Below are 16,864 nucleotides of genomic sequence, written 5' to 3'. Positions count from 1 at the left end.
ATTATGACGCAACAGCATCTTATAGGAAAACAGACTATAGAATTAGAAGCTCGTTCTTCTAAAGATGCTTATGTCAACCAACAAAAAATAAGTCAATTGGTATGGAAAAATCTAGTCCCTGCTTTAGAAAACCTTTTTGACAATTTAGTAGCCGAAGATGAGGTTATACAATTAGATACGATAGCAATAGATATAGGAGCTATTAATCTAGATAGACCAGATATCAGTAAAATAGTAGACAAAATAATAGAGCTTTTAGAAAAAACATTACAAGAAGAGCTAACAAGTATCAATTTTCAAAAAAATATAAAAAGGGATAGAGAGAAAAATAATAAAAATACCTATAAATTTTTAAATTCATCAGATATTCATAAAAACGGGAATCCACATAGAGGTTCTAAAGATAAAAGTAATACTAATTCTTTTAAAGATACGATCAATACTGCAAATCAAGTTAATTCTAATAACAATAATTTTTTTTCTGAAAAAGGAAATATCTCAGAGCAGGCAGGGATCAAAAGAAAAAGACAACCCATAAAAGCATATTATTTTCAGGCTTGGTTATATTGGCTAGAAAAAGGAACATTACCATCATATGTAATACCACCAGAAGATGATTGGATGTTACTTGTTTTAGAAACCCTAGGCGTAGATATACAAGCAGTAACAGTTTTAGAAAACAAGCTGAAAATAGCCCCAATAGCACTCCAACGATTAGTTGTACAACATACCCCAAAAGACCTAAAATCAATAGTAGAATTATATACAGGATTCTCTCAGGATGGTATTTTAGATTTTTTTAAAGAAATAAAAACAATTCAGGAAAAAGAGCAATCTTTTGATATACCTATATTTTCTATAACTATACCATTTAGGACATTAGAAATTAATATATGGAAAAAGATTTTTGAGATCATTAGTATAGAACGAAAAAAAATAGATAGCAGTACCCTTGCCAGACAAGTAATTCGTCATCTTAGAATAACTAATATCATTAACGAGGTATCTATAAAAAAAATAGTTAGTGCCACTAACATCTATAACGAAAATAACAAACAATCATATCCGTTTTTAAGTAAAATATATAATCATAAGCAGGATACGGATATAGAAAATGAGCAGCAAACAATAGCAGAGAATAAAAAAGATATAAAAAGTACGCAACTCAATAAGAATACTACAGAAGAAAAGAAAAAAGAATATTTAAAAAAAATTAAAAAAGATAAAGGAGAACATATAGACAAGGAAGCTGAAAATAAAACACAAGAGCATCATCAAGAAGAATCTATAGTAAAAGATACATCAGTCGTTAAAGAAACTAAAGAAGAAATATCTAAAGATGAAATATTCGAAGCAGCAGCATTAGAATCCCCTCAGTTTTTTAATAATGCCGGAGTAGTACTATTAAACCCTTTTTTAAGTAACTTTTTTAGTAGGTTAAACTTGTTAGAAGATAGCGATTTTAAAGATATTAATGCCAGAAGTAAAGCCGTAGTACTATTACATTACTTAGCTACAGGAGAAGAAGATCCTAAAGAATATGAAATGATACTCCCAAAATTTCTTTGCGAAATGCCAGTGAATATACCCTTAGATCATACCATATGCCTTACCAAAGAAGAAAAAAAAGAAGCAAATGACCTCTTAGCAGTTATCGTAGAACACTGGGGAGCATTAGGCAGTATATCAGCCGATGGATTACGCGAAGGTTTTTTAATAAGACAAGGGAAACTAGAAAAAGAACAAACAGGGTGGAAACTATATGTCGAACAAAAAACATTAGATATTCTGTTGGATAAACTTCCTTGGAATCTAAGCCTTATAAAATTACCTTGGATGAAAGAAATGCTAAAGGTAGAATGGAGATAATACAATAGAAAAATAATATCATGGAAAAAATATTTGGGAACCTACACTTATATGAGATCGTACTTCTTTTTTTAGGAGTATTTCTTTTCATGTTATTATGCGGAGGATTAGTGTACTACATTATTCAAAAAGAAAATATCAAGAAACTCTTATTATTTTTTCCGATTCCCATTCTTATGATAGGATATCCAAGTATCCAAGAAATACAGATTGAAAATGATAAAGTTGCTCTTAAAAAATTTTCTAAAGAAGTTATAGAAAATCCAGAAGATACAATTGCAAAACAAGAGCTTAGTAAAATCACAGAAAAACTAGAAAAAAGAGCCGCTAATGTAGAAGATATCAAAGCTGTTGCAAAAGCAAACTTATTATTAGGAAATCCAGATAAAGCAATTGATTTAACCAATAAAGCAATACAAATAAATAAAGGAGAACCCCTCAAAAAAATATTAACTGATAGTATGAAATCATTAGAACAACAGCAGTCTAAAGAAAATCTACTTACCATAGAAGATATAAAAGCAATCGCTACGATACAGAAAAAACTAGACAATAGATCATTATCATCAGATGATACCTCTCGATTACGAGAGCAGATAAATAAAATACAATGGAGTGATCCAAAAATGAAAGAATACTTAAGAGATAGGATCCTTGAGAATAATATAAAAACAGATACTATAGAAAAATAAATATATCAGAAAATCAAAGTAATAAGTGAAAGTAGCAGAAGTACAAAAAAGCACTACCGCAAAAAACACAATTCAGAAAAAGCGGCACCCCTTCTTTAACAAAGAAGGAGAAGGCAGCTTTTTTTCAAAATCTAGTGAAGCTACCACACCATTTTTCACACCCGCCATACAACCCAAGATAAAAGTAGGCAAGCCCAATGATAAGTATGAAGTAGAAGCCGATGCAATAGCAGATAAGGTAGTACAGAAACTAAGTCAACCTAAGGACTCATACCCTTCTCATAGTGATACATCAGTTCAGGCAAAACATACCTCTGTAGGAACAGAACCCATACAGAAAAAAGAAGACGATGAAGTTTCAGAACACGATAATGAATTACAGCTAAAACCTATTTTCGAAAGTAATGCAGAACAGCCCCCAGAAGCTGACGTACAAACAAAGCTAAGCACACCAACAATTCAGAAAGTATCTTCGCAAGAAGAAGAACTTCAAAAGAAAGAGGATGAACTTACAGAGACTGAAGAAGAGATTCAGTCTAAGGTAAATGTTGGAGAAAAGCCTCAACCAGCAGATGAAAAAGAAAAAATACAATCCAAATCAGAAAATACAGAACAACAAATAACCCCAGACTTACAGAGCCGCTTAAACTCTAGTAAAGGACGAGGAAATCCATTGCCATCAAATACTCAAGAAAGCATGGGATCAGCAATGGGAGCAGATTTTGGAAATGTACGAACCCATACGGGTAGTGAAGCAGTACAAATGAACAAAGATTTGGGAGCACAAGCCTTTACTCATGGTAACGATATCTATTTTAATCAAGGTAAATACAATACCAATTCGACCTCTGGTCAACATCTGTTAGCACATGAGTTAACGCATACTGTCCAACAAGGAGCATCCAAGCCTTCTGTGCAAAAAGTAGATGAAGCAACGACCGAAGTTACAGAAACTCCTACTGCTATAGAAGCAGCGATACGCCCTAATGATGCTCTAGATATTAGCCATCGATTTGATTTAACAACGGCCTGGGCAAATTATCTCGATGCTCAGTATAATGATGGAAAACGAATTTTTGATGTAGATGTAAAAATAGGAGAACGTTATCGAGGAACAATAAAGGTTAATAAAACGACACGAAACATTCAGGGAGATGCAGCAAAATATGAACTTTCTGAAGGTAATCATAAGTATTTGAATATAACGGGTTGGAATTTTCTAAACCCTATGCGCGAAGCTGGAGTAGACCCCATTTTAGTTCTCCGTAATTTTGGAGACGAACAGCAAACCAAAGGTTTTCTTAGTGTAAAAATGGGAGAAAGAGCCTTGGTAGGAGATGTCCAAGGATTTATTAAAGGGCTTAATGATAAGTTAGAAACAATGGATTTTTTGGGTATCGAACCCTTAAATGTTGATGCTTTAGAAAACACTTTTGAGAACGGTCGTTTAGTTTTTCAAGTGAGTGCTTTGACTACGGTAGTAGATGGTTTTTTGGAAGCAGGAGGTGGACTAGGAATTACAGGAGATGCATTTACATTTAACCTTAACGCAAATGTAGATATACAGGGGTTAGCTCAAGGTCAATTTACAATCGCTAGAGGAGAAGGTGGAAAATTAAGCGGTAGAGGAGAAATACAAGGTGATATTGCAAACATACAAGCAACAATAATAGCAGAATATATTGATGGTGCAGTAACGATACAAGGTACTGGTACAATGCAGTCTGAAAAATTTACTGGATCAATCACTTTATTGGTAACAGATGCGGCAAAGTCAAGACAGATGATGAATGCCGCCTTAGGATTAGAAACAATGGATGCTCAGGCAGAAGTTCCTGCAACTCCAGAAACGGCAGCCCCAAAAACTAAAAATAATCAAGTACTTGCTGGTTGGGGACAGGTACAGGCTAAAATAACGCCTTGGTTAGAAGGAACGGCCAAGATTGGTATCGATCACGAAGGGCATGTAACCATCGTAGGAGAAATAGCAGTGCCCGATGAGATAGAGCTCATGGAGCAACGAGGCAAAAAAGTCCAGATTTTTGATGTAGAAATACGTGCAGGTTATGGTATCCCATTAGTCGGGCAAGTATTCTTATTTGCAGGCATAGGGATGTTTGTTAATGCAGGATTTGGACCATTAGTACTTAAAGATGTTGGATTTACAGGAACCTATTCTACAGACCCATCGGTATTACAACAATTTAGTATAACAGGAACCTTAGGTATTAATGCCTTTGCCGTTTTAGGGTTAGAAGCAGAAGCAGGAGTCGGTCTTACATTATTAGGCCACGATGTTAAAGCAGGTGTAAATGTAACCGCGGCAGCTGGACTTAGGGCATATGCAGAAGCCACACCAACATTTCAGTATACAGAAAGTGCAGCACCAGAAGGTGGAAAAGTAGGAGAATCTAGATTAAAAGGACATTTTGAAGCTGCAGCGCAATTATTCTTACAATTATCAGGAGCGTTATTCTATGAGTTAGATAGCCCATGGTGGTCACCAGCACCAGATGGTAGAGAAGAAACCCCATTAGGCGAAGTACAATATCCAATAGGCGATAGTATGGGAATTGGTGCAGATATCGATTGGTTAGTAGGATCACCAGATGCTCCAGAACTTAAATTTTCTCCTGTAGAATTTGATCCTAATAAATTTACAGCAGATGTTATGGCAGATCCTCCGCCTAGAAAAATGGGAGATGCCGATGCCAATCCAGAAGGACAATGGACGGGAGAACCAGGAGGAGAACAAAATGCTAATCCAGAAGTAACAGGAGATGGTAAAGGATTACCCCCTAATAATAAAAAACAAGAAGATCTTAAAAACCTGCCAGACGAGCAGAAATATATGAGAGCTCTTGATGAAATGTCTAAACTCGAAAATGCAAAGCCAAAACCCACAGAAGGTGTTGTTGATGCAAAGGCAAAAAGGATAAAATCAAAGTATGGACTAGATAAAATTCAACTTAGAGACAAGCAAGATGATAATATTTCGGTCTATGTAAAACATGCAAAACAGGATAATAGCAGGCATTTGTTAAAGATTCCATTAATGAGTGCAGCAGAAAGAGTTAAGCTACTAAGTGATGCAATGACAGATTTGCGTACAAAAGAAAAAACAGCAGCCGGAGAAGATGGTACTATCGATGAGCCCGCAGCAAAATCATTACTAAACAACTGGCAAAAAGAGCATCCTGTAATCGAAAGTTCAAGAGTAATAGACGGTAAAGAGACCTGGGATTATCTAATCGATGTTGGCGATAGGAATAATACAGAGACAGGGAAGCCTAAAAAAGGCGGTGGTGAAATTGATCCAACTAAAATTAAAGATGACTTTACCTTGTTATCGGGAGAAGAACACAAAATTTACTTAAGAAATAGTGATGGTAGGTTTGAGTTGATTATGGAAAGTACACCTACTTTATATAGCGATTTTATTAATAGGTTTGAAATGCCACCTGATGCATCTAATGAGCAAAAAGCTATTAAGCAGCGTGCTATAGATTTGGCCACAGAAATAGGAGTAGAATTAGAAAAAATAACTACAGGAAATGCTGATAGAACACTTACAGAAGAGCAATTTGATACTAAAGTAGATCAATTAGCCAATTTTACAGAACAATTAATGAATGTTGCATTTGGAGCAAGAATACCAGAAAATCAAAAAGAATTTGGTACTAAGTTTGATGGCGCTTTTGGATCTTCGGCAGCGATTAATTATCTTTCTAGTAAAACTTCAGGAGCTCAATCTAGTAGTAAAGCATATGATAAACATGGAGTATTGGATTTAAGAAAAGGTGAATCTGGAAGTCGCCCATATTATTTGAGAGGCCACTTGTTAAATGGAAACTTACATGGCCCTAACGACTGGAAAAACCTTACACCATTAACATACACCGCAAATACAGCGCATAAAGATAAAATCGAATCAGAATTGACTAGTCATTTAACATCAGATGGTCAGCCCCTTACATCAGACCAAAGAGCATTTAAGTATATAATTATAGCGCAATATGGTAGAGGGGTAAATACATCAGCTAAACAAGCTGTTGATAGTTCTACAGATCCAGAAGTAATGGCACATGCTGGTACTATTAAAGAAGTAATAGATGCAGAAGCTTTTGTGCCAAGACATTTAACTATTAGAGCTATTGAACTTAAACCAAATGATAATGGAGATTGGGTAGAAGATAGTGTAGTTTTTAATGATACTATACCTAATACTATAGAACAAACTCCAGGATCATACAATATAAGTGGAACAGCCAGAGAAATAAAGACTAAATTATCTATAGATGAAGTAGATTTGGAGTTCTTAAAAAGATGGTTTGATTCTGATAATGCTACTGCTATAAATAATGCTATTAAAGGTTTTTCAGATGAGATTGATACTTATGGTGATTTACAGGATAAAGCCCTTGAAATGTTAGGAACTGCGGATAAAAGAAAAATACCACTTTCTGGATTACAGAATAGAATTATAATATAGATTAATTATGGATAAAATTAAATTGAAAAAATATTTTGCTGAAAAATGTAATAAGCATTTGTTTAAATGGGAGATGAAGAATCAAGAGAAATTTCAGGTTTTTGACAATAACATTAAAATATATAGAGGAGAAGGCTTAGGAGTTGATGTTTTGTTAAATTTAGAAGATGAAATTAAAAATTTTTATGCTGCATTGAAAGGTTGGAAAGTCAAATGGATGTTAAAACCTGAATTGGGAATAGACATAGAAGGGTCAATTAATATTTTGCCAATCGAAGAAGTACTTATTGGGGATGTAGATTTTTTACCAGAAAAATATCCAGTAATGAAAAATTTTACATTATTAGATTATTTCTATAATGAAGCAGCAGTTGGGTTTTATTTAGATCAGCCAGAAAAAGGACTTTTTTATTTTGAGTTTGACGCAAACCCACAAAAGCTAAATCTGGATTTCAAAGGTTATTTGGAAATGCTAAAATATACCAAAGGAGCAGCCTATTGGCAGAAAAGTGTAATTGAACCTATAATTGATGAAACATCAAGTCCAACAATAGAAAAAATGAATAAACTATTTCCAGAAATAACTGTAAAAGGGTTTTATGAGTTATATAACACCCTTAGGATTGATGAATAGGTCTAATAGATTATATGATTAACCTAAAAGACATCTTACCTATGGATAAGTATATAATGATAAAAAGAAAAGTCCCCCGCTACCGCTAGTATGCAACTAGTGGCAGTAAGAGTAATAAAAAGCGTGTTAGACAAGATATTATTTGATCATCAACATGCAATCAAACCATCATCAACGAACCGATGATCGATAAAAATAACCGTAAGAGAGGTACTTATATCACGGAGATTGATAAAAGTACTGCCGGGAAGAGATCAAATATACCAATGATCTATGTGTAAGTACTACCGGAGAGCATATAACTATACCAGTAGTCGATACACATAGCACAGAGAGTGTGTTTTGTAGGACAAGGAAGGTGTTGTGGATACCTCAGAAAGTATAAAAAGAATGATAGAAGTTCCATTTTGTAGGAAAATAGAAAGATTTATATAACGATTAAAAATAGAGAATACTATAAGTAATAGATACAACGGAGCGATAAGACAAACTAAAACCAAAAAACTAGGTGAAAGTAGCAGAAGTACAAAAAAGCACTACCGCAAAAAACACGATTCAGAAAAAGCGGCAACCCTTCTTTAACAAAGGAGGAGAAGGCAGTTTTTTTTCAAAATCTAGTGAAGCTACCACACCATTTTTCACACCCACCGTACAACCCAAACTAAAAGTAGGCAAGCCCAATGATAAGTATGAAGTAGAAGCCGATGCAATGGCAGATAAAGTGGTACAGAAACTAAGTCAACCTAAGGATTCATCCCCTTCTCATAGTGATACATCAGTTCAGGCAAAACATACCCCTGTAGGAAGAGAACACCTACAGAAAAAAGAAGACGATGAAGTTTCAGAACACGATAATGAATTACAGCTAAAACCTATTTTCGAAAGTAATGCAGAACAGCCCCCAGAAGCTGACGTACAAACAAAGCTAAGCACCCCAACAGTTCAGAAAGATACCTCGCAAGAAGAAAAACTCCAAAAAAAAGAAGAAGAACAGATATCTGAAAGTGATAAAGAAGTACAACGAAAACCTATTTTTGAAAGCAATGCCGAACAACCAGAAGCCAATCTACAGGCTAAATTCATAAATATACCTACAATACAAAGAGCATTATCAAGCGGGGAGGAAGAACAAATCCAGGAAAAAGAAAATGTAGGCGAAGGAGAATCTGAAATTCAAACCAAGACCGAAATTGCAGATTCAGGAAGACTAGGAGAAGAAGAGGATAGTATACAGACCAAATCAGAAAACACTTCACAGGAAGCAACATCGGATTTACAAAATCGCTTAAATTCTTCCAAAGGAGGAGGTAGTCCATTATCTATTGATACACAAAATGATATGGGATCGGCATTCGGTGCTGATTTTAGCAAGGTAAGGGTTCATACAGGTAGTGAATCAATTCAAATGAATAAAGAATTGGGAGCTCAGGCTTTTACACATGGTAATGACATTCATTTTAATGAAGGAAAGTACAATACTAATTCAGATTCTGGGAAACACTTATTGGCACATGAGCTGACGCATACGGTACAACAAGGTGCAGCAATACGCACAAAGAAAGAAAATATTTCTGATACAAATCAACCCGTAATTCAACGAAAAAGTTGGGCGCGAAGAAAAATAGAAAGCGGATTGAATTGGGCGGCAGAAAGAGCCATCCCCGGATATACCCTGCTCAATGTAATACTAGGGAAAAACTTGATTACTGATGAAACAGTAGCCCGAACAGGAGTAAACCTTATCGAAGGTTTTATGGATTTAACTCCTATTATCGGAAAAATTTTATTCAATGAACTTAAAGAAACCAATACCTTAAAAGAAGCAGGAACTTGGGTAGAACAGCAAATCGCCAAATTTGGGATAGATTTCAATGATATTTCGAGACGATTAAAGGCGATGTGGGATGAAATGTCTGTTTGGAAAGGTATAAGTGGTAATATTAAGGTGTTCAAAAAATACTTTGGTGGATTAGTAGGTAAAATCATGGCCTTTACCCGTGTTGTATCTGAGAAAGTAAAAGAACTCCGTTTTGAAGGAGCTTTGCGTTTAGTTGGAGCTCATGATTTGCTAACAACTCTAAAGAAAAACAAAGTAGCATTCAAGCGTGCCATTGATAATCCTAAGGAGATTCTTTCTGGTTTTATGACCTCACTAAAACAAGGGTTTTCTAATTTCAAAAACAATTTTGGGATACATTTTAAAAATGCCCTGTTTGGATGGCTTTTTGGTAAAGCAGCAGAAATAGGAGTAGAGATTCCTCAAAAATTTGATATCCCCAACCTTTTTGGCTTTATAGCGCAGTTAGTAGGAGCTACCTATCAGCAAATACGGATGCAAGTTGTAAAAAAACTAGGCCCTAAAGGAGAGAAAATAATAGGGTATATGGAAAAAACAGCTAGTGTAGTCAAAGACCTTGTGATCAAAGGACCAATAGCACTTTGGGAAATGGTAAAAAACTCATTAGCCAATCTGAAAACGATGATCTTTACCCAGATAACAAAACTAGTATCTACTGAGATCATCAAGCAGGCAGTTATTAAACTGGTATCCATGCTTAATCCTGCAGGTGCTATAGTACAATTGGTATTGGGGATCTATAGGGTGATTAAATTCTTTATAGATTGGTGGGAAACCATCAAAGATATAGCTACAGGAATACTTGGTTCTATTGTAAAAGTAGCTCTGGGGCAATCTAAAGGCGCTACCTCATTTATAGAAAAGATCATGGCCAAAGGAATGCAATTGGTAATCGCATTTTTGGCTAATATTTTTGGACTTGGTGGTATTGTTGGAAAAGTAAAAAACCTAATTAAAAGAATAGCTAAACCTGTAAAAACTGCCATTGGTAAGGTGATCAATTGGATTGTAAACAAGGGGAAAGCTTTGTTTGGTAAACTTTTTGGTAAAGGGAAAGAAAAAACAGTAGATGTTGAAGGTAATGATGAGAAAAAACATAAATTGATAGGGCAACAGGTACGCAAAAAATTACAAGAGCCTATATCAAAGAAGAATGCTTCTTTTACAGAATTTTATAAACAAAAACAAAAACAGGCAAAAGATTTAATAAAAGAATACCAACCACAACTCAAAGATGGTATTAAGATTGATATCACATCTGGCTCTTTAAGTGAAGAGAAAAAAAATAATGATATTGATTTTAAGATTAGAATAGCACCTAACGATTTTATTTCTGAAATAAAAGCTAAACATGGAACTGCTGGTGTATTGGCTCTTTATAGAGGGATACACTATTATGCATTGTATGATGATAAAGCAGAAAAGGAGAAAGTAATAAATAATGTTGCAGCTGAGCAAGATTTTTCCAATGCAGTATTTGATATCTTAGGAAAAGATAGATTTAGTGAAGATGTTACTTACGAGGAAAAATTAGCTGCGGCAAAAATAGTAGTAGAAGAATTAATGGCAAAGAAAACCAAAGTAGATGTTAAAACTTGGTGGGGAAGTAGAAAAACTGTTAGTTCACATTTTTATGCATTGTTACAAAGGTTTGTTAACTCAAGAGCTACTTTTATTAAAGAAATTAAAGAAAGAAAAAGAGATTCTTATAAAGGTTTCTCATTTACTTCTCTTCCATTCATATCAACTACAAAGACAGCTTCAAGAAGTGCTGCTTATGCTATGAATGAAGTTAGCCCAAAAGAAGATCAGATTGAGAAATTTGAAGATTTTGATTCGACGCTTTTAGTAGGGAAACTTTTTGTTTATTTGTTTAAAGTAGATGATTTAGAAGCATTAAAAGCAGAAGATATAAGAGCATTAAAGGATTCGGGAAAAATTTACCCACATGCTAGATTCTCCAAAGCGGATAAAGAAATTACATTCCCAGGTTTTATACCTAAGGAAAATAAAGTTGATACTATAAATGCAACTGCAGGAGATAGTGTTAGTGGGTTAGCGGCTAAGGGCGAAAAAGCTGCTAAAAATAAAGCCGTAGAGGATATAATACCTTGGTCTAAATAAAGAAATAATGGATGATTTAAGAGAAACAATACAATCTCAATATGAATTGATAAGTTGGGATAATTGTAAGGAAAGAGTTTTAAAAGCAGGGACTTATACTACTTTCTTTAAAAGACTTTACAATAGAGAGGTAGACAGTATATTCGAGAATAATGATATAGAATATTTAGTTGATTTTTTGGAACAATTTGGATCTTTTCTTTATGCATCTGGGCAAAGTATTTATTTATGCAGAAAATGGTTTGAATTAGTAGCATTGGCAGCAAATAAAATACAAGATAACATTAGATATTGTCAATATGCTGTTATTAGTGGTAGATGGGATTTAGTTAAAGAAGCAAAGAAAAACATAGAGACATATAGTGATTACGAAGAAAAGTTATTTATGTATTTGATTGATGAAGAACAAATTAATGATTACTCTAAGTTGTTGGATCAAGATTCTGATAATTTATGGAGTAGGATATTTCATGATTTATCCGAATTAAATTTCTTAAACGTAGAGAAATCATTGAATGAACTTATAAAGAGTTTTCATTTAGGTTATGATGTGGATTATGAATTTGCTCCGGGAGAATACCCTGTTTTCAATCCTTCATTAGTAGCAATTATCTGTACTCTTATTCATCAAGAGAAAATATCTAATTCTTTTTATAATCAAAATTTTTCGAATGAATCTTTAAATTTAGGATTAGTTGTTTCTCAAAATTTGTAGAGCATTTCGTAAATACCGGTAAAAATTAGTAATAAAAGTAGATATACAAGAGTATGTAGAAATATTTAAAAAATAAAATTATTAGATTAATTGAAAACAGCAGAAGCAAATAAAAGTACTACTACACAAAGCCGAATTCAGGCTAAGCGGCAACCCTTCTTTAACAAAGGAGGAGAAGGCAGTTTTTTTTCAAAATCTAGTGAAGCTACCACACCATTTTTCACACCCACCGTACAACCCAAACTAAAAGTAGGCAAGCCTAATGATAAGTATGAAGTAGAAGCCGATCAGGTAGCCGAGAAAGTGGTTCATCAAAAACAAACTACAGTAGGATTAGGGAGTACCAGTTCATCAGTTCCAGTACAAACAAAAACTGAAGACATTCAAAAGAAGGAGAGCAATACAGAGAAGATGCAGATAATGCAAGAGGAGGAAGATGAAAAAGCACTACAAAAAAAGAATAATGACAAACAATCAGAAGGTATTGATGAACCGCATCAAGAATCTATTGTGCAAAGTAATGCCGAACAGCTGGAGACTAGTTCGGATACCAATAAGATAAATTCTTCGGTTGAAAATGATGCAATGCAAATTGTAAGTAAATCGAAGCAAGCAGGAAGAAATGTTCAAGCTAAGAATATACTAAATAAACAGGAACAAAAACTAGATAAAAAAGAAGAAGAACTTCCAGAAGAAGAATTAAAAACCAAACTAGATGCAATTGATGTTTCCGAACAACCCGATACTAAAATACTAGCTACTGGCAATACAAAAGAATATACCAATAGTCTTGTAGCACAACAACCTATTGCTTTTTCACGATCGATAAAAAGAGCAGATCAAGATGTTTTAGCAGCTCAAAAAAATGAGCAAACCAAACTCAAAGAATCTTTGCCTGAGATAGAACAACCCACTGGTGTGCCAATTAAATCTATGGTTTTAGCTAAGAAGCAACAAAAAGCCAATGAAATTGTAGGAAAAAAAGAATCATTGCCAGATCTGACACCTAAAGGGAAAAGCAAAGGAGATAATATAGAAGAAAAAAGTGAGCAACCTCCAAGTAGTTTTATAGAAAAACTCAAATTAATCAAAACACGTACCCGATCTGGAAATGATGATGATAGAAAATTAAAAATTAAGCAAGGTATAAAAACACTACCAACTTCTGAGAGTGTCGATACCAACCCAGGAATAGCTCCAGAGGTAGACCTTACTGGATTAGCCAACCCATCCAAAAATCAGGAGAATGTAACTACATCCGAAAACACAGTTAATAAAAATCAAGAGAAGAACCTCAAAGAGAGTAAAATCTATAAAGGAGAAGACGATATTTATCCAGAACTTGAAGTAGGATTATTAAGTCCGTCAACGGAACTATCAATCATTGAAATAAATTCGGTTTTAGAAAAAGAAGTTCCAAATGTATCTGAAGAAGTAGCACAAAGTTTTGATAGTAGTGCAAAAGCCTATATGGATCAGGAATTAGCAGCTGAGAAAGCTAAACAAGACGATGCCTATGCAAAAATGGAGGCAGATCAAGAAAAAGAACAGCAACTAACAGATACAAAGATCACAAAAGAAACGGCTAGGGTTAAATCTGAGCAGGAGTCGGAACAACGAAAAGCTAAGGTAGATGTTACTAAACAACGTGGTGAGTGGCAGAAAGAAAATGAAGCAGTAAAAAGTGAGTTTGCAGGGAAATCATCAGAAGCTAAAAAGAAAGTAGATAAGGACATAGATAGTAAAGTATCTGAAACGGATACCAAAATAGATCAGGAGTATACTAAAGCAAAAACAGAAGGAGATAAAAAAGTTTCAGAAGCCAACAAAGAAGCCGAAGCTAAAAAGGCCAAAGCCCAAAAAGAATCAGAAAACAAGAGCTGGTGGGATCGTGCGGTAGATGCAGTAAGTAGTTTCTTTGATGCTCTGAAAGACGTTCTTAATACATTGTTTGATGGACTTAGGAAATTAGTTAAAGGACTCATTGAAGCAGCTAAGAAATTAGCAAATAAACTTATCGACTTGGCACGAGACGCTATTGTTGGAATGATCAAAGCATTTGGAGAGGTACTAAAAGGGTTTGTAAATATTGCTCTAGCTGCTTTTCCAAAATTACGGGATAAATTCAATGCAGCTATTGACAGAGCAGTGAATAAGGCAGTTGATATAGTTAACAAATTAGCAGAAGGACTTAAAAAAGCTGTTAATGCATTATTGGATGCTCTTGGAGCCGTATTAGATGCTATTCTTGCCGCCTACCAGGCACTATATAATTTATTCCTTGATGTCATGAAATTTTTGGTAGTTGGACTAATCAAGATTTTAGAATTCTTATGGAATCTCGTTGAAGGCGCATGGAATGCACCTGGAGAATTTATGGGGGCATTGGCAAAAGAAGCCATGGGAGGAGATCCATCTAAACCACTACCCAATTTTGAAGTACCTACAGGACAAGAAGAAAGTTGGGCGAGTGCTATGGGACTTTCGAAGGGTCAGAACAATAAACAAGAAAAAGCGGTGCAACAACAAATACCGGAAAAATTAATGGCGGTATTAACTAAAGAAGAGTTGGCAGATAGCGATGTGTCACTAGAACCAAGTCCAGCTGTAGAATTAAGTCCTGAAATTATGGAACAACTCGCAATGATGCAACCAGGGACTACTATGGAGTTAGGAGGCGCAGGTACTGATGCCGTAACAACCAAGCAATTCCAAGCTTCAGCAGCGGATGATAGTGGATTTGATGTCAATAGCATTGTTGGAGAAACTGCGGAACAAACTACCGAATCAGCAGACTCCGCAGAAACCACCATTAACGAAAAAGAAACGAGTGGGAGTGGATCAGGAACCGGGCCAGATTGGAGAAATATGTCCGACGATAAAAAGTTAGATCATTATTTGGGAGAAATGCTAAAACCAAATCAAGAAGCCGCAACCAAACAACCAGCCCCCACCACGACCAAAGCACAACCAGTAATCGATAATAGCCCAGAAGCATTAATTACCAAAACAGGCAGATTATCTGTGGGGCAACGATTAGGTTTCATGGGAAAACAAATGATGACAGGATTACAGGTCATGTGGAGTAAATATAAGGTATGGATTATTACAGCATTAGTAGCGGCATTATTAGCTGCAGGAGTAATTGCATTCTTTACAGGTGGAGCAGGATTGGCATTGGCTGTAGATATTATTGTTAAGGCAATGATTGTCATCTTTGGCGCAATAGCTGTTTATAAAGCTGTAGGCCATATTTGGGATTATGTAAAGTTCGCTTGGGCGGGTGATACCAAAAAAGCAGGGCAATCCCTAGCATCCGCTATCGCCGTAATTGTAGTAGAATTCTTCATTGATAAAATTCTACTAGGAATGGCAAAGGTGTTTAAACGAATTGTAAAAGCCTCCAAGGCAGCGATAAAATCTACTTTAAAAGCCACTAAAACGGGTCGAAAAGTTCTTGCCGGGGTTTTAAAAACACGCCGATTTGCACAAACAACCATTCGTAAAGGAATTGCTAGAATAAAGAATTCAAAGCTAGTGGTTAATATGAAAGGTAGAATAGGGAGAGGTATTAAGAAACTTAATGATCTACGCAATAGAATTTTAAATCGCTTCAAGTTTAAGAGAGCCTGGTTTGAGAAACATGGCCGATATGTCGAATTATGGGCAGAGTTTAATGCAAAAGTGATGTTGATTAGAGAAGATGGTGAAGTAGAGTTTGATGAATTAATGACAGGGCTCACTCAAAAACAAAGACAAAAACTTCTCAAAGGAGATCAAATAGGAGGACGAATTAAGAACTCGAAATCTACAAAAGTTATTGTTTCTGATTCTTTTGAAAAATCTTTCAAAGAAATGTCTGAAGTAGAAAGGAAAGAAATTTTAGACACTTTTAGAAATAGTAATTTTGCTAGGAGAAGAGCGGCAGCAAATACAGGGTCTGATCCTATTCCGGATTGGGCAAGAGGAACCGAATGGGAAGCATACTTTAAGAAACGTGGAAATATTAACACTTCTTATACTGGAGCAATGAATGCAGATGATCAAATTCATCACTTAGTGACAATGGAAAATTTACGTCACCCTGTAACACAAAAAGGAGTCAAGGGAGGTTTTGACATTAATGATGCAGCCTCAAATGGGAAGAAGGTGGATACATATAGTAGTACAACTCGTAGAAATGCAGATGGAGATATAACGGCATCCCGTAGTGGGATTCATGCCAGTCATCCCAATTATACAGGTGCACAAAACGAAATGCTTGAAATGTATTCAAAACAGTTTAAAAATGCGACAGATACTGACGCAGCGAAATTTTTGCAGGCAATGTCTGATAAATTAGATAATGCTATTAATGGAATCCCTTCAACAAAAAAAATAGACGAACTTTTTAAATATGGAACCTATGAGAAAACAGGAATTCTTGATGTAAAAAAATTCTACAGCGAAGTTATTGCACTATACAAAACAAAATAAAATT

At 35.0% G+C, this 16,864-nt stretch carries 7 protein-coding genes; all 7 read left to right on the top strand.

The features are described 5' to 3' along the window. Positions 1-3 precede the first annotated feature (3 nt). The 7 genes from N456_RS11465 (at position 4) to N456_RS11435 (ending at position 16,860) form a co-directional block, all read left to right on the top strand. The gene (locus tag N456_RS11465) at positions 4-1,869 is read left to right on the top strand and encodes a contractile injection system tape measure protein (RefSeq protein ID WP_062057001.1); all 1,866 of its coding nucleotides are present in this window, start codon (positions 4-6) and stop codon (positions 1,867-1,869) included. A 20-nt stretch (positions 1,870-1,889) separates the two neighbouring features. After that, positions 1,890-2,561 carry a hypothetical protein gene (locus N456_RS11460; RefSeq protein WP_148639301.1) on the top strand — a complete coding sequence of 224 codons (672 nt, stop codon included), beginning with the start codon at positions 1,890-1,892 and terminating at the stop codon, positions 2,559-2,561. A gap of 25 nt (positions 2,562-2,586) precedes the next feature. Next, the gene (locus N456_RS11455) at positions 2,587-7,053 is read left to right on the top strand and encodes an eCIS core domain-containing protein (RefSeq protein WP_062056999.1); all 4,467 of its coding nucleotides are present in this window, start codon (positions 2,587-2,589) and stop codon (positions 7,051-7,053) included. A gap of 7 nt (positions 7,054-7,060) precedes the next feature. Further along, the gene (locus N456_RS11450) at positions 7,061-7,687 is read left to right on the top strand and encodes a hypothetical protein (RefSeq protein WP_062056998.1); all 627 of its coding nucleotides are present in this window, start codon (positions 7,061-7,063) and stop codon (positions 7,685-7,687) included. Between the two features lie 508 nt (positions 7,688-8,195). Continuing rightward, positions 8,196-11,669: an eCIS core domain-containing protein gene (locus N456_RS11445; protein WP_062056997.1), complete on the top strand. Its 3,474-nt coding sequence runs from the start codon at positions 8,196-8,198 to the stop codon at positions 11,667-11,669. A 7-nt stretch (positions 11,670-11,676) separates the two neighbouring features. Then, the gene (locus N456_RS11440; protein WP_062056996.1) at positions 11,677-12,384 is read left to right on the top strand and encodes a hypothetical protein; all 708 of its coding nucleotides are present in this window, start codon (positions 11,677-11,679) and stop codon (positions 12,382-12,384) included. Between the two features lie 90 nt (positions 12,385-12,474). Next, complete coding sequence (locus tag N456_RS11435; protein ID WP_062056992.1) at positions 12,475-16,860, top strand: hypothetical protein; 4,386 nt, start codon at positions 12,475-12,477, stop codon at positions 16,858-16,860. Positions 16,861-16,864: the final 4 nt, after the last annotated feature.

Source organism: Aquimarina longa SW024, assembly GCF_001401755.1.
GTDB classification, from domain to species: domain Bacteria; phylum Bacteroidota; class Bacteroidia; order Flavobacteriales; family Flavobacteriaceae; genus Aquimarina; species Aquimarina longa.
This window is presented reverse-complemented; position numbering and strand designations above follow the sequence as displayed.

Bases quoted from the DNA above. Each gene is read 5' to 3' on its own strand.
- N456_RS11465 (WP_062057001.1), top strand. From the start codon at position 4: ATGACGCAACAGCATCTTATAGGAAAACAGACTATAGAATTAGAAGCT.
- N456_RS11460 (WP_148639301.1), top strand. From the start codon at position 1,890: ATGGAAAAAATATTTGGGAACCTACACTTATATGAGATCGTACTTCTT.
- N456_RS11450 (WP_062056998.1), top strand. From the start codon at position 7,061: ATGGATAAAATTAAATTGAAAAAATATTTTGCTGAAAAATGTAATAAG.
- N456_RS11440 (WP_062056996.1), top strand. From the start codon at position 11,677: ATGGATGATTTAAGAGAAACAATACAATCTCAATATGAATTGATAAGT.